This window comes from Coleofasciculus sp. B1-GNL1-01 (genome assembly GCF_040220235.1).
Taxonomy (GTDB): domain Bacteria; phylum Cyanobacteriota; class Cyanobacteriia; order Cyanobacteriales; family Coleofasciculaceae; genus Coleofasciculus.
The window spans coordinates 1-18,601 of the sequence record NZ_JAVJTO010000098.1 but is presented as its reverse complement, the minus strand read 5'-3'; the positions used below and the strand labels follow the sequence as shown (position 1 = coordinate 18,601).

At 47.5% G+C, this 18,601-nt stretch carries 20 protein-coding genes; 15 read left to right on the top strand and 5 right to left on the bottom strand.

What is annotated here, in order from left to right:
• Positions 1–245: 245 nt before the first annotated feature.
• The 3 genes from RID53_RS24260 (at position 246) to RID53_RS24250 (ending at position 4,093) form a co-directional block, all read left to right on the top strand.
• Positions 246–1,421 (top strand): anhydro-N-acetylmuramic acid kinase, encoded by a 1,176-nt coding sequence (locus tag RID53_RS24260; RefSeq protein WP_446390542.1) that lies wholly within the window; start codon positions 246–248, stop codon positions 1,419–1,421.
• Between the two features lie 180 nt (positions 1,422–1,601).
• Positions 1,602–2,048: a hypothetical protein gene (locus tag RID53_RS24255; protein ID WP_044210386.1), complete on the top strand. Its 447-nt coding sequence runs from the start codon at positions 1,602–1,604 to the stop codon at positions 2,046–2,048.
• A gap of 506 nt (positions 2,049–2,554) precedes the next feature.
• Positions 2,555–4,093, top strand: a complete 1,539-nt coding sequence (locus RID53_RS24250; protein WP_446390541.1) for a serine/threonine protein kinase — start codon at positions 2,555–2,557, stop codon at positions 4,091–4,093.
• A 133-nt stretch (positions 4,094–4,226) separates the two neighbouring features.
• Here the strand turns inward: RID53_RS24250 and RID53_RS24245 are convergent, their stop codons facing one another.
• The 3 genes from RID53_RS24245 to RID53_RS24235 all read right to left on the bottom strand — a co-directional run bounded on the left by RID53_RS24245 (position 4,227) and on the right by RID53_RS24235 (position 7,170).
• Positions 4,227–5,633 (bottom strand): NAD(P)(+) transhydrogenase (Re/Si-specific) subunit beta, encoded by a 1,407-nt coding sequence (locus RID53_RS24245; RefSeq protein WP_446390540.1) that lies wholly within the window; start codon positions 5,631–5,633, stop codon positions 4,227–4,229.
• A 13-nt stretch (positions 5,634–5,646) separates the two neighbouring features.
• Positions 5,647–5,925, bottom strand: a complete 279-nt coding sequence (locus RID53_RS24240) for an NAD(P) transhydrogenase subunit alpha (RefSeq protein WP_006105018.1) — start codon at positions 5,923–5,925, stop codon at positions 5,647–5,649.
• Positions 5,926–6,024: 99 nt separating this feature from the next.
• Complete coding sequence (locus RID53_RS24235; RefSeq protein WP_446390539.1) at positions 6,025–7,170, bottom strand: Re/Si-specific NAD(P)(+) transhydrogenase subunit alpha; 1,146 nt, start codon at positions 7,168–7,170, stop codon at positions 6,025–6,027.
• Between the two features lie 862 nt (positions 7,171–8,032).
• On the opposite strand from RID53_RS24235, the gene RID53_RS24230 reads away from it, so the two are divergent.
• From RID53_RS24230 to RID53_RS24215, 4 genes are all read left to right on the top strand, one after another.
• Entirely contained in the window at positions 8,033–8,566 is a 534-nt protein-coding gene (locus RID53_RS24230; RefSeq protein WP_446390538.1) for a DUF2808 domain-containing protein, read from the top strand.
• Between the two features lie 122 nt (positions 8,567–8,688).
• Complete coding sequence (gene rpmH, locus RID53_RS24225) at positions 8,689–8,826, top strand: 50S ribosomal protein L34 (RefSeq protein ID WP_006105140.1); 138 nt, start codon at positions 8,689–8,691, stop codon at positions 8,824–8,826.
• 137 nt (positions 8,827–8,963) lie between these two features.
• Complete coding sequence (rnpA, locus tag RID53_RS24220; protein ID WP_446390537.1) at positions 8,964–9,350, top strand: ribonuclease P protein component; 387 nt, start codon at positions 8,964–8,966, stop codon at positions 9,348–9,350.
• Positions 9,340–9,732, top strand: a complete 393-nt coding sequence (locus RID53_RS24215; RefSeq protein ID WP_446390536.1) for a PH domain-containing protein — start codon at positions 9,340–9,342, stop codon at positions 9,730–9,732. The genes rnpA and RID53_RS24215 overlap by 11 nt, the downstream gene beginning before the upstream one ends.
• 31 nt (positions 9,733–9,763) lie before the next feature.
• Here RID53_RS24215 and RID53_RS24210 read toward each other — a convergent pair whose 3' ends face one another.
• Positions 9,764–9,937, bottom strand: coding sequence for a hypothetical protein (locus RID53_RS24210; protein ID WP_446390535.1), 174 nt, complete (start codon positions 9,935–9,937; stop codon positions 9,764–9,766).
• 55 nt (positions 9,938–9,992) lie between these two features.
• Here RID53_RS24210 and yidC point away from each other — a divergent pair, with 55 nt between their 5' ends.
• From yidC to RID53_RS24185, 5 genes are all read left to right on the top strand, one after another.
• Positions 9,993–11,162, top strand: a complete 1,170-nt coding sequence (yidC, locus tag RID53_RS24205) for a membrane protein insertase YidC (RefSeq protein WP_446390534.1) — start codon at positions 9,993–9,995, stop codon at positions 11,160–11,162.
• 2 nt (positions 11,163–11,164) lie between these two features.
• A complete protein-coding gene (locus tag RID53_RS24200) occupies positions 11,165–11,647 on the top strand; it encodes a Jag family protein (protein ID WP_446390533.1) in 483 nt (160 codons plus the stop codon).
• 62 nt (positions 11,648–11,709) lie between these two features.
• On the top strand, positions 11,710–12,213 hold the full coding sequence (locus RID53_RS24195; RefSeq protein WP_446390532.1) for a YceD family protein: 504 nt from the start codon (positions 11,710–11,712) through the stop codon (positions 12,211–12,213).
• Between the two features lie 237 nt (positions 12,214–12,450).
• On the top strand, positions 12,451–13,965 hold the full coding sequence (locus RID53_RS24190; protein ID WP_446390531.1) for an AAA family ATPase: 1,515 nt from the start codon (positions 12,451–12,453) through the stop codon (positions 13,963–13,965).
• A 314-nt stretch (positions 13,966–14,279) separates the two neighbouring features.
• On the top strand, positions 14,280–14,756 hold the full coding sequence (locus RID53_RS24185; protein ID WP_446390530.1) for an SH3 domain-containing protein: 477 nt from the start codon (positions 14,280–14,282) through the stop codon (positions 14,754–14,756).
• Between the two features lie 165 nt (positions 14,757–14,921).
• Here RID53_RS24185 and RID53_RS24180 read toward each other — a convergent pair whose 3' ends face one another.
• The gene (locus tag RID53_RS24180; RefSeq protein WP_446390529.1) at positions 14,922–15,638 is read right to left on the bottom strand and encodes an SH3 domain-containing protein; all 717 of its coding nucleotides are present in this window, start codon (positions 15,636–15,638) and stop codon (positions 14,922–14,924) included.
• A 280-nt stretch (positions 15,639–15,918) separates the two neighbouring features.
• Between RID53_RS24180 and RID53_RS24175 the strand changes: the two genes are divergently transcribed.
• The 3 genes from RID53_RS24175 to RID53_RS24165 all read left to right on the top strand — a co-directional run bounded on the left by RID53_RS24175 (position 15,919) and on the right by RID53_RS24165 (position 18,401).
• Entirely contained in the window at positions 15,919–16,095 is a 177-nt protein-coding gene (locus RID53_RS24175; protein ID WP_446390528.1) for a hypothetical protein, read from the top strand.
• A 236-nt stretch (positions 16,096–16,331) separates the two neighbouring features.
• Positions 16,332–17,303, top strand: a complete 972-nt coding sequence (locus RID53_RS24170; protein ID WP_446390527.1) for a peptidoglycan-binding domain-containing protein — start codon at positions 16,332–16,334, stop codon at positions 17,301–17,303.
• Between the two features lie 294 nt (positions 17,304–17,597).
• A complete protein-coding gene (locus RID53_RS24165) occupies positions 17,598–18,401 on the top strand; it encodes a WecB/TagA/CpsF family glycosyltransferase (RefSeq protein WP_446390551.1) in 804 nt (267 codons plus the stop codon).
• The last annotated feature ends 200 nt before the right edge of the window (positions 18,402–18,601 follow it).

Genomic DNA, 18,601 nt, shown 5'->3' with positions numbered 1-18,601 from the left:
GTAGGAAAAAACGGTAGATGCACCCTGGTTATAGACCTCAGCCTTGCGGCTGAGGTTTTTTTTCGAGAAAATGCCAGATCTTGGTAGAATCTATAACGGCATAACCTAGGTGAACATAAGTGCAATTAAGGTTTAAATGCCGAACAGCTTAGAGTTTTGAGTTAACTCCCCCAGCTTCCCCAGCTTCCCCAGCTTCCCCAGCTTCCCCAGCTCCCTCTGCTTCCCCATCTCCCCCAGCAAAAACTATGACTCGCGTCGTTGGATTAATCAGTGGTACGTCAGTTGATGGAATTGATGCAGCTTTCGTGGAGATTGCTGGTTCCGAATCCGATTTAACTGTGGAGTTATTGGCAGGAGCGACGTACCCCTACCCGGAGCAACTGCGATCGCAAATCCTTAATCTCTGTGCGGGTGGTTCTATATCGATGGCAGAATTCGCTGCATTAGATGATGCGATCGCGCGACAATTTGCTCAAGCCGCCCAAACCATCCAAAAACACCACCCACCCACCGCTACGCTGATTGGTTCCCACGGTCAAACCGTTTACCATCGTCCCCCTGCTCCCCTGCGCCTAGATGCGCCATGGCACGTCTCTACAAACACCCCTTTAGGCTATAGTCTTCAGTTAGGACGAGGAGAGGTTATTGCTCACGCCACAGGGATTAAAACGGTCAGTAATTTCCGTGTCGCTGATATTGCGGTTGGGGGTCAAGGAGCGCCCTTAGTCTCCAAAATTGATGCTTGTTTGCTGTCTTCCCCGACTCAGCACCGATGTATCCAAAATATCGGCGGCATAGGTAATGTTACTTACCTCCCTCCCTGTCAAGGAAATTGGTTAGATTTGGTCAGTGGTTGGGATACAGGACCGGGAAATACGCTGTTAGATTTAGCTGTACAGCATTTTACCCAGGGGAGTCAAACATACGACCAAGACGGAAACTGGGCACGACAGGGAACCGTTTGTCAACCCCTGCTCAACCAATGGTTAAGCCACGACTTTTTCCAGCAACCCCCCCCGAAATCCACAGGGCGAGAATTATTCGGCTGGGACTACTTACACCAATGTATTGCCGAGAGTCAAGCCTATTGTCTGAGTCCGGCTGATCTATTGGCAACCCTGACAGAACTCACCGTCGCGTCTATAGAGGACAGCTATCGTCGCTTTTTACCTAAAATGCCCGACCAGATATTCGTATGCGGTGGGGGTAGCCGCAATCTCTATCTCAAACAGCGCTTACAAACCCGGTTACAATCCGTACAGATACAAACAACGGATCAGGCGGGGGTGAGTGGAGATTTCAAAGAAGCGATCGCCTTTGCCGTTTTAGCCTATTGGCGAAACTTGGGCATTTGCGGGAATCTCCCACCCGTTACGGGCGCGAAACAAGCGGTAGTTTTGGGTAATATCGCGCCATCCTAAATAATTAACTCAGAATCAACCATTTCTTGTCCACTTGGGACTACACTGAATACTGAAACACAATTGCCTATTCTTTTATCCTAATGACTACCATTTTGGCAATCTGCTTGGTCAGGCATTGTGCCATAGTTGAGGACAAATTCAACCAGCACTATTCGATTAGAGACAAAGGGTAACGCTGTGGCTCACACCTTTTTAATGGAGGCAGGACGCTGGACACTTCAGGGAAATTGGCTGGAGCGCAATGGATCGCTTCTCAGCGTGAGAGGGAAAACAATTGTTGCCTGGGGTCGAGAAAACTGGTTTACGATGGTGACAAAGCTGGTGTTTCCCGACGATGAGCGCGAGGATATTTCTTTCCAATATCGGGGGCGTCTTGATGCCGGAGAACGGCAGTATACCTTCGTCTTGCAGCATAGTGTTTTGGGTCGTGTTGAGGGCGAAGGTTGGATCACTCCAGAATCAATTGTGCAACGCTATTGGGTTTTAAGCGATCGCCAAAGACGTAGTGGTTTTGAAACCCGACACCAACTGGATGATAATACCTACTACCTCTCCAGTAGCATCATGGCGGGTCATTATCTGACCAGCACCATGGAAGCAACGCTAGAACGACAGCCTGGATAGCACAAGCTTATAATCAGAAGTATAAGGTGTGAAGTATCAACGGTCAGCACCCCGCACTGAAGTAATCAGGCTTCGAGCCTCCAGTTTGGTTAGCAACCGTTCTTCTTGTATTCCTCTCCGGTTGAAAGACACGGAGTTTCCTACATCGGAGGTATTTTGATGAAATCACTCACTGGGATTTGACCGTCCTAAAAATCTGTGACGTTTTACCTGCTTTTGGTGTGTTAGCGTAGCAAGATATAGTCTGGGATGGACTGATAAATTTTATGTAATCCTTGACTTATGAAACTTATTAAGTTAATAGATTTCGGTTTACCACAAGTGTAGCTCCAGTTGAGCGCTCAATAAAGTGATGAACTCTAGCTGGTCACAATGGCACAATGGAACGAGTAACCGAGTGAGTTATTGGGTCTAGTTCTTGAGAATGCTACTTGCCGAATTGCGCTTGGGTCAAACTGGTAAATAGGTATCGTTCACAACTGCTCCAAGCTCTCACTAAACCAATCATGACAAAAGACCCTAATCATGGTCGCATACTCGCCAACCGCTATCAACTCGTTGGGTTGATCGGTCAGGGCGCTATGGGTCAAGTTTATAAAGCTAAAGATATGTTACTTGGCGGCGTTATTGTCGCTGTCAAATTCATATCCCAAACCTTGCTCAACCAAAAAATGCGCGATCGCTTTGAGCGAGAAGCAACAATCTGTGCGCTACTGGGGGAAAAAAGTAATCATATCGTGCGCGTCCGGGACTATGGCGTGGATGAAAATGACATCTCGTTTTACGTCATGGAGTTCCTGGAAGGCAGTGGCTTAAGTGAAATCATTCGCGAACAACCCCTCCCCTTACCTCGCTTTCTCAATATTAGCCGCCAGATTAGTTTAGGACTGCAATGCGCTCATAAGGGAATCGTGATCGAAGGTGAACTTAGCCCAATTATTCACCGCGATATTAAACCCAGCAATATTTTGGTGGTTGAAGACGCCTCCTTCGGAGAACTGGTGAAAATTCTGGACTTTGGCATTGCCAAGCTGATCCAGTCGAATAGTGAGCAAACCCACTCGTTTATGGGGACATTAGCCTATTGTTCCCCCGAACAAATGGAGGGACGAGAACTCGATAACCGCTCTGACATTTACAGTCTAGGCGTGATGATGTTTGAGATGCTCACCGGGGAAATGCCGATTGTAGGCGAATCGAATTCCTTTGGTGGGTGGTACAAAGCTCATCACTTCAGCCCACCGCGCCGCTTTGAATCCGCAAAACCCGATTTGAAATTGCCCAAAGCCCTGGAAACACTGGTGATGAGTTGTCTGGCAAAAGAAGCCAGCGATCGCCCGCAAACCATTGAGGAAGTCATCCAAACGTTAGAACCCTTAGAACAGCGTTTTGGTCAAGGACGACAACTCGGTCAGCGGATTGGTGCTGTACTCTCGAAAATACCCCGCGCCGAAGACCCCCCCCAGAAGCCTCCCGCTCGTTCTATTGAAGATCTCTGCTTACAAACGTCTTGGCCCAAAAACAAACCCCAAGCCTCGATTGTCTTTCCCCATATTATTCGTACCAGTCAGGAACTATTAGCCACCCTTTGGGTGATGCTAACCAAGGACGATATTGAAAACCGCCGAATTAGCACCCGCTATAACCAATTCCTATTTCTGATGTCTCCCCATCCCATGGTGTTATGGATTACAGCCCTACACAATCGGCAACATGGCGCTCGTTGGCTAACCTGTTATTTGGATCTGAAAACAGCCATGGGTCAAAAAGTGATCCGCATTTTAGGAGAATCAGGAAACTACCGGATTTTATTCTTTGCCCTGACTGAACCCCAACGCTGCGCCAACGTGATGACCGCCACCATTGCCTCAACTCAGCGAAAACTACTCCTGGATTGGGCAAATGCCAGCCATGCAGCTATGCCCAGCACTCAACCTCAGCTAAGTAAACGAATTCTCAAGCAAGAGCTGGAGAAACTTAAGCCGAAAATTGTGATGAAGCTAGAAGCCGTTCACACAGATTACCCAACCGATATTTCTGGATAGGGAATCAATTGTAGGGGCGGGTTTAGGGACTCAATTCCGCTAGTCATTGATAACTGAGCAACAAAACCCGCCCTGATTCAATTGTGGGGGCGGGTTTAGTCAGATTCGGGTGGTAAAAAACGATAATTGTCGGTTAAAGCTGCTTCACCTCAGCCACAAGCTGCGCCACAACATCCTTAGCGCTACCAAACAACATCATCGTCTTATCGCCGTAGAACAGCTCATTTTCAATCCCAGCAAAGCCCGTACTCATACTTCGCTTAATCACGATCGCGTGCTTTGCCTTATCCACATCAAGAATCGGCATCCCATAGATCGGACTACCGCTATTGGTACGAGCGGCTGGATTTACCACATCATTGGCACCAATGACAAGGGCAACATCCGTATTATCAAACTGAGGATTGATGTCATCCATGTCGTAGAGATAGTCATAAGAGACATTCGCTTCGGCTAAGAGTACGTTCATGTGTCCCGGCATCCGACCCGCAACCGGGTGAATGGCATATTTGACCTCAACGCCCAGTTTTTCAAGCTGATCGGCTAATTCACGCACTGTATGTTGTGCCTGAGCCACTGCCATACCATACCCTGGAACAACGACCACAGAACGGGCATAGCCCAACATCATTGCTCCTTCTTCAGCATCAATACTATGGACAACTTTGTCACCGACACCACCGGCACCACCTGCACCGCCTTTGACTTCACCGCTACCAAAGGCACTAAATAGCACGTTGGGTAAGGAACGGTTCATTGCCTTACACATAATATTGGTCAGGATTAAACCGGAAGCGCCAACTAACGCCCCAGCCACAATCAGCATATCGTTCATCACGACAAAACCCGCCGCGCTTGCCGCTAACCCGGAAAACGAGTTCAGCAGTGAGATCACCACAGGCATATCGCCGCCGCCAATGGGGAGGACAAAGAAAATCCCTAACACTGAGGAGATACCCACCATCGACAGAAAGATGGTCGTATTGTCCGGTGTGACTAAGAGGTAGCCACTACAGACTAAAAAGCTAATCAGGAGTAAGGCATTAAATACTTGCTGCAAGGGAAACTTTACGGGTTTACCCGTAATCAACCCCTGTAACTTGCCAAATGCCACAAAGCTCCCGGTGAGCGTAACCCCACCAATTAGTACGCCCAGAATCACGGTAATCGTAGACCCTAAGGGTACACCTTGACCCGCGTTCAGCAAGCGCCAAAATTCCCCGATCGCGACTAACGCTGAGGCGGCACCACCCAACCCATTCAGCAAGCCTACCATCTGAGGCATGGCAGTCATCGCCACTTTATAGGCTGCCGTCACACCAATGACAGCACCAATGGCGATCCCCACCAAAATCATTTGATAATTTAAGACCTGTTGGTTCAGCAGAGTTGCCACCACAGCTAGCAGCATCCCGACTGAAGCCCACACATTTCCTTGGCGTGCTGTCGCTGGTGATCCCAGCTTTTTCAGCCCAAAGATAAATAATCCGGTTGCGACTAAATACGTCAGTTCAATCCCAGTTGGTAGAAAGTCGGTCATGCGCTCACCTCTCTTATTTCTTAAACATTTGCAACATGCGATCCGTAACCAGGAAACCGCCCACCACGTTAACCGTGGCTAGCACGACAGCCACTAATCCCAAAATGACGGTGACATTCCATTCCTTCGATCCGGAGATGAGCAATGCGCCGATGACGGCAATCCCGGAAATGGCATTTGCCCCAGACATCAAGGGAGTATGTAGGGTGGGTGGCACTTTGTTGATCACTTCAAAACCAACAAAGGCGGCTAAGACAAAGACAAATAAGCTGGCAATGAATGTGGTAGTCATCTTGTTGCTCCTTTTTTAGGGTTCATGGTTCATTGTTCATGGTTCATGATTTATGGGGAAAAACCAAATGATCAACCTGAACCTAACCTATATCTACATTTAGACAGTTGTGCTCATTTGAGCCAGAGCCTCTTTCACCCGCTGATTGCGAATTTCACCCCCATGGGTAATACAGGTGTTGTCTACAATATCATCCTCAAAATTGAGTTGTAACTGTCCTTCTTTAACCAGGTACTGTAATAACGTTGAGATATTCTTGGCGTACATCTGGCTGGCGTGGGTGGGCATAGAAGCGGGGACATTGATTGGACCGATAACGGTGACGCCATGACGGACAATATCTTTCCCCGCTTCGGTAACGGCACAGTTTCCCCCTTGTTCGGCGGCGAGATCCACGATGACTGAACCCGGACTCATTTGCTCGACCATCTCCTCCGTCACCAGTAAGGGAGCTTTTTTGCCCGGAACTTGGGCGGTGGTAATCACTACATCCGCTTGCTTAACCCGTTCAGCGATCACCTCTTGAGTGCGCTGTTTAGCGGTGTCAGAGACTTCCTTGGCATACCCGCCTTCAGCTACGGTATCTTCTTGGAGATCGACCTCAACAAACTTGGCTCCCAGACTTTGTACTTCCTCCTTAACCGCTGGACGAATATCAAAGGCTTCTACCATAGCACCCAAACGTCGGGCTGTCGCGATCGCTTGCAGTCCAGCCACGCCTGCACCCAGGATAAACACTTTTGAGGGTTTGATCGTTCCCGCTGCTGTAGTTAACATGGGAAAGAATTTCGGTAACGCGGCGGCGGCAATCAGTACCGCTTTGTACCCGGCTACCCCAGCTTGGGAAGATAGCGCATCCATACTCTGGGCGCGACTGGTACGGGGAATCAACTCCATACTGAAGGCAGTCACCTGACGATTTGCCAATTTCTGGGCAACCTCTGGCTTACCAAGGGGACTGAGGAAGCTAATTAATGTTGAGCCTTCCCGCATCTGGTTGATTTCATCATCTTTGGGGATGCCCACTTTGACGATGACATCAGCTTCAGCCCAGAGTTTACCTGTATCTGAGACTAGGGTAGCTCCCGCCTCCTCATAAGCGCGATCGCTAAAAAACGATGCCTCTCCCGCACCGTTTTCCACCCAAATCTCTAAGCCCTGTTTGACTAAACGGGCAACCGTATCCGGAATCAGGGCGACTCGATTTTCGCCCACTTCAATTTCTTTAACCAGTGCTATTTTCATGAAAACCCCTTATAGACTAACCGAAAAAACTATGCCTTGGTCGTTAGGCTAATGCCCTACGGACGAAGGTCGTATTTTTATGACATGATAGCCCTTGTGCCTTGCTTTTGCATTAACGCGATCCAGGCTATCTTTGGCTGAGAAAATTTGTCTGTCTTGAGAACGATTCAGTGGAGTTGTTTTATCTGTACTACGTTTGATCAAGGTTTCATCCGAACTAGCCAATGGAATTTTCCTGAAAGTCAACCTCTTTTGACGGCTGCCATCTATACCTAGGATGGTGATGAACAACTATTACCGACTTGATCAATTAATTTAGCTATCGTGCCTATAATGCCTATAACATAAGGAGACGTTTTTGATAAAAAACCGTAAACCCATCTTCTTGTCTTCATCAGCCTAAACTATTCAATACGAGCGTGACCCAAAAAATGGTGATCGATAACGAGTCAGATTGTCGAATTAATCAACATTCATCTAGGTGTAGTAAAGCGGAATAATCAGAAGTATGAGCAGCTTTTTTCAAAATTTGTGTATATTTAACTACAGATATGGCGAACTCAAGGGTGACTAGAAACTGCCAGACACTTTAGCTGAGTCAAAGCAGAGAGTCAAGCAGGTCACACTCCCTTCTGTCTAAGTCCAGCTCCCCCAGCTCCCCCAGCATCCCCAGCTCCCCCAGCTCCCTCAGCTCCCCCAGCTCCCTCAGCTTTCCCAACTCCCCCAGCTCCCAGGCACTTTCCCTACCTCTTGAGCGTCTGTACCATCGCCCGACTACGGTAGGACTAAAATCTGTTACAGTCAAAGACTGTAAAGTTTAGTAAAAATCTTAGTTTTTTTTACAGCGAAAGGTTCCCCATTTATGTTTATCCGCAAATCTCCTCTAGGACGCTTCGTTTCAGCCGTTGCCTTAACAGGCTGTTTATTCACTGGTGTAGCCGTTCGGACATTCGCTCAGAGTAATCCCGGACTCACTATATTTAGCGGTGTGCAACGGGAAAATATTCTCAGGTATTATTTGGGGTTTGGAGGTCGAGCCAATCAATGGGATCGATACTACCTGAGGATTCCCAGCAAGAAGATGGAATTGGCGGTGCAGCAGTTTGTCGTTCGTTATCCAGATTATTACACCGGAAAATTTGACACAGATCGGATTGAGGTAAGAGTTGACGGCGAATCACTACCCATTGCTGAGGTAGATTGGGATAAAGAGAATTACCAGCTACAGATTTACATGCAGGAGCCAGTTCCAGCCCAGGAGAAGGTGGAGATTGTGTTGTCTAATGTGAAAAATCCCCGGTTTGGCGGTACTTTTTATTTTGAATGCCTAGTGTGGACTCCCGGTGATGTTCCCCTACCCCGTTATATGGGAACCTGGATTCTGACGATTAGTTAGGCGGTTGGAATGTTACGATAGTAGATCGTGATTCTTTGGTAAACAGGGTAAAGTAGTATAACGACTTTCGCTTTCTCCCTGTTTTCCAAACTTAAAAGATGTAGCGCGATAAACAATAAACCATGACAAAACGTACATTAGGCGGTAGTAACCGCAAGCAAAAACGCAAATCAGGATTTCGCGCCCGCATGCGAACCAAAAACGGTCGAGCTGTGATTAAAGCCCGCCGCAGTAAAGGACGTTATCGTTTAGCCGTGTAGTGTTATCTTGTCAAGGTTCAGGACTGACGCCAAATTCACTGTTAGGCGTTGAGAGTCGCGTAGGGTGCTTAATCATGCGCCCTATCGCCCCTTTCCTGACCAAGGACATAAGACGAATGACCAAGGACAAATAACAATTGTTGCCCCAGGCGAATCGACTCAAGCATTGGCGAGATTTTAAGGCAGTATACCAAAAAGGAATTCGTCGCTATGGACGCCATTTAACCGTGCGCGGGTTACAGTTGCCTAGAGTCTGTTCAGACAACTCACAGGTCAATCCTCCCGATCTACCCCCCACTCGCATCGGTATTTCCGTCAGCCAAAAAGTCAGTAAAAAAGCTGTTGTGCGTAATCGTCTGAAACGGCGGATACGAGCCGCTTTGCGCCAATTATTGCCGCGACTGACACCGGGTTGGCACGTCATCGTTGGCGTGCGTCCTAACGCCTTAGAGTGCGAATATGCTCAATTTTTGCAAGAATTAGAGCAGTTATTGGTAGATGCTGAGGTAATAAATGGGCATTAAAGAAGAAACCTATTATGAGGGGGGTCCCCATATCGGTGATTTGATTATAAACATTTTGTTGGGGTTCACGGTTATTGCCCTGCCCTTAACCATTGGGGCGGTTGTGCGAGCGTTGTGGCTGCGCTATCGGGTGACCAATCGTCGCATTTCCGTGACAGGAGGATGGCAAGGGCGCGATCGTACGGATATTATCTACTCTGAAATTGCCCAACTGCGGAAAGTTCCCCGGGGTATCGGTCTGTGGGGCGATATTGTGGTTATCCTGAAAGATAATAGCCGTTTAGAACTGCGGGCTATGCCTCAGTTTCGCGAAATTTATGATTACATCGCTGAAAAAGTTTCCACCAAAACGGGTAAGCCCTTAGATTCTGTTAAGGCTTAGAGTATAACGGCGGTGAGCAGGGAAGCAATGTTCATGGGGTGTCAGGTGTAAAGACTCCAAAACTTTTCTGTATCTTGAAATACAGTTGCCCGTTAAAATTCTCCAGACTGCCCAAGAGGGCGATCGCCTGAAAGCCGCCCCCATCGGGTGAAAGCGTGGAGAATTCCAGCGGTAATTGCGTGGCATTGCCTCCCATTGCTGCCAATATTCGATAAATTAGATTCAGAAAACGTTACAGCGCCTAGGTTGACTTTATACGAATGGATTTTGGTATCGGGTTTCTTTCCAACAACGTCATGCTGCCAATCCTGGATTTCTTTTACGGGATTGTGCCAAGCTACGGTCTTGCCATCGTGGCACTGACCCTGGTAATTCGCTTTGCTCTCTATCCCCTGAACGCAGGCTCCATTCGCAACATGAGGCGCATGCGAATTACCCAACCCTTAATGAAAAAGCGGCAAGAGGAAATTCAGCAACGCTATGGCGATGACAAGGTAAAACAACAAGAGGAGATGAGCAAACTCTTCCAGGAGTTTGGTAATCCCCTAGCCGGATGTTTCCCTGTCCTGCTGCAAATGCCTGTCTTGTTTGCCCTATTCGCCACATTGCGGGGATCACCGTTTTCCAATGTGAACTACACGGTGGATGTACAAATCTTTCCCCGGGAGAAAATGGAGTTCATCCAACCCCAAGCCTTTGCCACTAAACCCCAAAATATTTACTTTGCCGATGGCGTTCATGCACCCGTCGCCGCCGTATTACCTAGCGGTAATCGGTTAGTGGTAGGGGAAAAGACGCCAATTGACTTTCAATCCGTTGAAGGGAAATCCCTCAGCACCCTGGAGAAGGAATATCCAGACACCAAAATTGTGCCTAAATGGGAAATCACCAAAGGCGAAGACAAGGTGCGCTTTGCCGAAGATGGCACCCTGGAAGCCTTAGAACCGGGTGATGTAAGCCTAAAGGCGACAATTCCCGGACTGGCGGCGGAGCGAGGATTCCTATTTATTAATGCTCTAGGACGAGTGGGTGCCTTTGGAGATGATGGCGAAATCCACTGGGATATTGTGGGCATGATTCTATTTTTCGGCGTGAGTTTGTATGTGAACCAGATTCTCACGGGTCAAAATGCTCCCGGTGGTTCATCCCAGCAAAATACGGTGAATAAGATTACGCCAGTTTTATTTTCCGGGATGTTCTTCTTCTTCCCCTTACCCGCCGGGGTGTTGATGTACATGGTGATTGCTAACGTTTTTCAGACGCTGCAATCCTTCATTTTGATGCGAGAACCCCTACCGGACAATATCCAAAAAATGGTTGAGGAACAAGAAAAAGCGGAACGGAAAACCCAATCCAAGGACAAGTCCGGCGACGGGCGAGAATCCCTACCCTTTGAACCGAAACGTTCCAAGAAAAAAGCATCAAGTTAGCTATGAGTAATCAGCAGCGGGGTCAGCAGTGGCTAGAAGAGTTGCTACGCTTATCCAATGTGTCGGCGAGAGTGCAAGTCACTGATGAGAACCAAGATAGTAAAGCCAACTACTGGTTAACCATTGATCAAAGCCAATTGACTGAGACAGAGATTCAAAGTTTGATTGGCGTTAATGGTAAGGTACTTGATGCGCTACAGTATCTGGCAAATGCAACACTTAACCTCGGTAAGCCATTAGCAGATCAGGCGGCGTATACCGTTGAACTCAATGGTTACCGTCTACAGCGTCAAGAGGAACTCCGGATACTGGCAGATCAGGCGGCGCAGAAAGTACGAGAGACGGGTCAAGATTACGAATTGCGATCGCTCTCCGCCGCCGAACGCCGTCAAGTGCATACGTTGCTCCAGGAATGTGACGATTTAGAAACCCACAGTCAGGGTCAAGAACCAAACCGCCGCTTGGTGGTGCGTCTGCGTCCTTAACTGACAATTAGGGTTTAAAATCGGGGGTAAGGGTGGTTTGTTGGCAGCAAAGGAGTGGCATCATGGACGCAATTTATATTCCTGGATTGCTTAAATTACCAGAGCAAACCGAGGTGATTCAGGTCAATGAATTCCTGCCCGATTTAGAAACGCTAACGCCTGTGCGAGGAGGCTTGCAAGTTAAGCATCAAGGGAATTATTTAGAAGTCTCGGCGCAAGCCGAAACGATTATTACCCTAGCCTGTAACCGATGTTTGCAGCAGTACAATCATCGGTTAACCGTGGATGTATCGGAACTGGTTTGGTTAGATGAAGCCGCCGAGCAACAGGAGCTGGGTATCTTGGAACGAGAAACGCCCTTGGAGGAGTTAGTGGAAACCTTACATCCCCAAGGGTATTTTGATCCCAATAGTTGGCTTTATGAGCAATTGTGTCTAGAAATTCCACCCCGACAGTTATGTGACGCCAACTGTCCAGGAATTGTCATGGATGAGAATGATAGCACTAAGCCAACTGATCGGCGTTGGGATGCTCTGGAAATTTTGAAGGGAAAATTGCCAGGGTAATTAATGGTCTTATGTCTTATGTCTTATGTCATACTCGCTTCCCGAAAAGAAGCAAGCTACGTCTTATGTCATTGTCATTTGCCTAGATCCAGGTAGGGGCGGGTTTAGGGATAAATATTGGTTATTTTCTCTAACGGAGATACAAAACCCGCCCTCCTCTCATTTCATTCAATACAGGTAAAATGAGGTGTGGTGACTGATTCGCTTTGAAGTTGTTGCATTTCCCGCCAAAACCCCATGAGTTTTAATGATGAGTTTGAGCTGCTGCTACGCGCCCGCTATCCCCTAATTTACATCCCCACCCTGGAAGAAGAACGAGCCGAAGTCGCGATCGCACAGGCGGCTCAACGGTTGGGTGAACGGGCGGTTTATCTGTGGGATTTTGTCGATGGCTATCAAGGGAACCCCAATGATCAAGGATTTGGACGCCGTAATCCCTTACAGGCTTTAGAGTTTGTCGAAAAAATCCCCGCCAATGCCCCTTCTATCTTTATCCTCAGAGACTTTCACCGCTTTCTGGAGGACATCTCCGTTTCCCGAAAACTGAAAAACCTGGCGCGACTCCTCAAATCCCAACCAAAAAACATCGTTATTGTTACCCCTCAAGTCGCCATCCCCTCAGACTTAACCGAAGTGCTGACAGTACAAGAGTTTCCCTTACCCGATGTCTCAGAAATTAAAGCCGAAATTAGTCGCTTAGTCGCCGCCACCAGTCAATCCCTGAGCGACAAAGTTTTAGATGAACTGGTGCGTTCTTGTCAAGGGTTATCCTTAGAACGGATACGCCGAGTCTTAGCCAGAGCGATCGCGGCGCAGGGACAAATCCAACCCGATGACGTGGAAATGGTGTTAGAGGAAAAACGCCAATCGATTCGTCAAACCCAAATCTTAGACTATTACCCCACCACAGAACAAATTTCCGACATTGGCGGCTTAGACAACCTCAAAGACTGGCTGCTGCGCCGAGGCGGTGCATTTACCGAACGCGCCCGACACTATGGATTACCCCATCCCCGTGGCTTGCTGTTAGTCGGAATCCAAGGAACCGGAAAATCACTAACCGCTAAGGCGATCGCCCACCATTGGCATCTTCCCCTATTACGTTTAGATGTCGGGCGTTTATTCGGCGGCTTAGTCGGAGAATCTGAATCCCGCACCCGCCAGATGATTCAACTCGCCGAAGCCTTAGCCCCCTGTATTCTCTGGATTGACGAAATTGACAAAGCTTTTGCGGGAGTAGAATCCAAAGGCGATTCCGGTACCGCCAGTCGAGTATTTGGTACGTTCATCAACTGGTTAGCCGAGAAAAAATCTCCTGTATTTGTTGTCGCCACCGCCAATAATATCCAAGCCCTACCGCCGGAAATGCTGCGGAAAGGGCGATTTGATGAAATCTTCTTTGTCGGCTTACCCTCACAAGAGGAACGTCAAGCGATTTTTGAACTCCACTTAGGGCGACTGCGCCCTCATAACCTCAAAAACTATGATCTAGCACGACTCGCCTATGAAACCCCCGACTTTTCCGGCGCAGAAATTGAACAAACCCTGATTGAAGCCATGCACATTGGCTTTAGTCAAAACCGAGACTTTACCACCGATGATATATTAGAAGCCGCCAGCCAAATCGTTCCCCTTGCCCGTACCGCCCAAGAACAAATTCAATTTCTCAAAGACTGGGCGGCGGCGGGAAAAGCACGGATGGCGTCAAGAGATAATCGTTTAAGTAGTCGGATTCAGCGTCAACTGCAGTAGAGGTTTTGAGTTTTGAATTTTGACCCTTTACGATTTTCGAGGGCATGGTTTTGATCCTTCGCTTCGCTCAAATATAGCACTACGCATTAAGGTTAGGACAATACAATTGGGTGAAAAGGCAACAGGCAACAGGCAATAGGCAACAGGGGAATGTCCTAACGTATCCCCGTAGGGCTATAACCTGGCGCGTCTGTAGGGGCGGGTTTAGGGACTTTCTTTTTTATCTTGATAGTAGCGTTTGTACAAAACCCGCCCTGACTACCCTTTAAGTACGACAACTATTTGACAATGACAAACAACTAACAATAAACGCTATGAGCTTATCAGGTATTGCCAAGTTTTTTATCGGATTTATTCTAGGTATTGCCATATTATTGGCGGGGGGGGGTGCCGTCGCCTATTACTTTTTCACAAAATTATCAGTCAATCCAGCTAAACCCATTTTTGCCGAAGAACAGCAAGCCAAGTCACCCGTTAAATCCCCTGATTCGGCGAAGAAACCCGCTCAATCTGCCCAGAAGCCAAAACCCAGTCCTAGTCCCACTCCCAGTGAATCCCCAGAACCCGAAGAATTACCCCCTGGCGCGTATGAAGCGCGGGTAACCTGGCCCGAAGGATTAAGCCTGCGCGATTCTCCCAGTCTCAATGCCAATCGCATTGGTGGCGTAGCCTACAATAAGGAAATTATCATCCTCAAAGAAAGCGATGATCAAAAATGGCAGAGAGTACGCCTGTCTGGTAGTGAACAAGAAGGTTGGGTCAAGGCGGGAAATGTTGAGCGAGTGGACTGAAGGAGATAGGAAGATGGGGAGATGAGGAAGATGGGGTGATGGGGAAGCAGGGGAAGCAGGGGAAGCAGAGGGAGCTGGGGGAGATAGGGAAGTTCACTCGAAATTCTACCTTACCTGTTCCCTGTTCCCTGTTCCCTGTTCCCTGTTCCCTGTTCCCTGTTCCCTTTAGAAACACGCCTTCAGATTAATATCGCCCAGTTGCGGAAACCCATTAGATAGCCAACCAGCAGTCGGGGCGGTAATTCTTACCCATTCACGTCCAGCGTCATCTAATCTAAATTGGGGTGGATCAGAAAGAGTGACGCGATCGCCAAAGAAGACGCCACCCACTCTCGCTGAATTCGTGTTGGGACTTTCCCGAATCGCTAATCCTTCATCTTCTTCATAAATTACTCGGCGACAACGGTTAGGTGGTGTGGGTGAGGGCGTAGGCGCAGGATTCCCCGCGCAAGGCTTGAGATCTTTCGCTTGGACAAATCCACTAATCGGAGAACGAACCGCAATCCAACCATTCCTACCACTAGCTTCAGCCAGGATGACTTGTTCATCGGCTTGTAAAGCGCGAATCGGATTAGCGATTGAACGTTCCGCGTAGATAAAAATTGACCGCGCCGCCGCCCGACATTGCCCGATCAACCCTTGAGTAAGCAGAAAAGAATTTGTCGGGGAAGGTAGGGTTGACGGGAATGTTCTAGGTTGATAGTTTAGAAGGTTTCTATAAGTATGACGTTCTACATTCTCCGTGGCATGAACCCAAGTATTCACCAACGGAGTTGGTTCTCTGCCAACAGCTACACTAGCCGTTGCTGGTAAGCCTTCTGCTACAGTAAATCCTAACAACAAAAGTGCGGCTGACTTGCTCCACAGGCTAATTTGGCTCATTTGGGTCACTCCTCATCTGATTAAGTGTCAGGTCTAATTGAATTTATGGCAATTGCTGGATTGCCTTGGCAAGAATATATCGGCAATGATTAACCGGATTGGATAGAAGTCATCACCATCATCCATCAAAATCGTGCCACATCGAGATTATATTAAGAAACGTAGCTAAATTTAAATCTTGATTGCAATAATTGAGTAGAGACTTCAGTTCAATAAAAGAGAGTGGTACGGTGAGAAAACCTGTCTGAATAGTTGTAAAATTCTTTAACGAAAAATACGCATGTACCACAAAAACACGAATAAAGATATCTGGACTGCCCTAGTTACCGCCGCGTTGGGTGCTGGAATCGTCACCTCGTTTGCCGTGAGTCAGGGTCAACACCCTCTATTAGCCTTGACAATTACAGGTATAGCCGCGCTGTCTGCTGTTCTGATCGAGCGATCAGGCTTAATATAGGGTCTGCTGAATAAGTCTTGTGGTGGGGTTAGAGAGCAAGGGAAGCTGGGGGAGCAAGAGTTGTAGAGACGTGCCATGGCACGTCTGGGAGCAGGGCAAGAGAGTTCCTAATCAACGAATGACAAATGACAAACGACAAATGACGATCCCTACTATTAACTTGAAATTTTCCCACCTACTTAACTATCTTTCCACATAGGTTGATAAACTAGCAATAAAAGTTATCTAGGAAACCTATGGAAACCCTTGCCTATAGCCATCTTATCTGGGCGTTGGAAAACCCAGACGAGGTGGGTTTAGAGAGTGTCAATCGGGAAGAATGGCGATTGACCCAGCCTTCTCCCGTACCATTCCACTGGCTATTATTCGCCATCGCCATCATTCTCAGCAGCTTAGGACTTACAGACAAAGCTGTTGCCCAAACACTACAGCAAGGAAGTCGTGGATCTCAAGTCATTGAGATTCAAAGGCGTTTGCAGGACTTAGGCTATTTTGATCAGCAACCCACTGGGTATTTTGGTCCGATCACCGCAGATGCTGTCCAGCGATTTCAGCGCCGCAATGGGCTGATTCCGGATGGAATCGTCGGTCAACGCACCCAATCTGTGTTGTTCGATAACTTGAGCCGCATTTCACCCTTAGATTCGACCTTTGCCTCAAGCACTTTACCTCCTCCTAGTACAACGATTGGCACCTTGCCACCTCCTCCGAGTCTCGGAAATATTTTATCTCCTAGCAGAGGACAAGTTACACCACCGCCTCCAATTGAGACTCAACAGTCTAGGTTTAGAGAATTGCGTCCCGGCGATCGCGGTCAAGATGTAGTTGAACTTCAGCTAAAGTTAAGACAGGCAGGTTTTGACCCCGGTCCAGTTGATGGCATCTATGGGTTCCAAACTCAAAACGCCGTTGAGCAGTTTCAGGAAGCAAATAATCTATTTCCCGATGGCGTAGCCAATCAAGACACGCTTCAGGCGCTGGGGTTAATTCCAACACTTGAGCAAAATCGTTATGTGGTCGTTGTCCCCATTTATAACGGAGATACACTCACTCGAGTGCAACGATATGTGTCGGGGGCATTTACCGCTGACTCTGGACGAGGTAAATTTGTCAATGCTGGCTCCTTTGCAGATCGTGACGGTGCTGAAGAGATTTCCCATCGACTGCGATCGCAGGGTCTGGATGCACGGGTTGCGTATTTCCGCTAAGATTCACACCAGATATATGGTTGAGGCATCCATCAATCTTTCATTCTGGACAAAGGGAAAGACATGTAGAGCATTGTCTACAGGTTATCAGCTATAGCAGCTAACCATCTGAACATCAGTCGGCTGACAGATTTAATTTTCTACCAAGACTCTTTAAATTGAATCAACAGCCATTTAATTGGAGTATAAGGTAAAATTAGTATCAGTGGGGTTGTCTCTACTATGAACTCATCATCAGTTCCACGCTCAATGAAAGACCAACAGGATAACCAGTTTACACCGGAACCCGAGGTTATGCCGATACCTCTAGCTAATGAAGATAACGGTCTTTCGGTTCGCCAAAAAGTTAAAATCCTTAACTTATATATTGATAATTTTTCTAAAGATGAGTTTTTAAAGAAATTAAAGCAGGGTATTGTATTTACCCCTAACGTCGATCACCTCATGCAATTACAAAACAATCGGCAGTTTTTGCAGGCTTATAAAGCGGCTGATTACGTAATATGTGATAGTCAGATTTTAGTTTACGCCTCTAAGTTTTTGGGGACTCCCTTCAAAGAAAAACTAGCGGGATCAGATGTCTTTCCTGCTTTTTGCCATTATCACAAAGACAATCCTGATATTCGTGTATTTTTATTAGGAGCGGCTCCGGGTGTAGCGAAGAAAGCGCAAGCTAGAATAAACGCTAGAATCGGTCGGAAAATCGTCGTCGCTGAATATTCACCCCCATGGGGATTTGAAAACGATGAACAAGAATGCCAAAAAATTTTGCAACTGATTAATGATTCAGGCGCTACAGTTTTGGGGGTAGGAGTTGGAGCACCGAAGCAAGAATTATTTATCAGTAAATATAAGCAGAAATTTAATCCCAATATTAAAATAATTATGGGAATCGGTGCAACGATCGATTTTGAAGCGGGGAACGTCAAAAGAGCGCCGAAGTTTCTCCGTGACATTGGCTTAGAATGGTTTTATCGTTTTTCGGTTGAACCGAGACGATTGTGGAAACGATATTTTGTTGATGATGTCGGTTTCTTATGGCTGATATTGAAACAGAAGTTCAAAATTTACAAAGCTCCTTTTGAGGATATGAATTGATCAATTAACCATTATCCCTCCGGAGTGAGCAAGATGCTCCTGGGTAGCGAGCAAGATGCTCCTGGGTAGCGAGCAAGATGCTCCTGGGTAGCGAGCAAGATGCTCCTGGGTAGCGAGCAAGATGCTCGCACTACGGCAAGGATCTCGCAATTCTTGACATTATGGTTTAAATGCCGAACAGCTTATTGCTTCCTGTCACT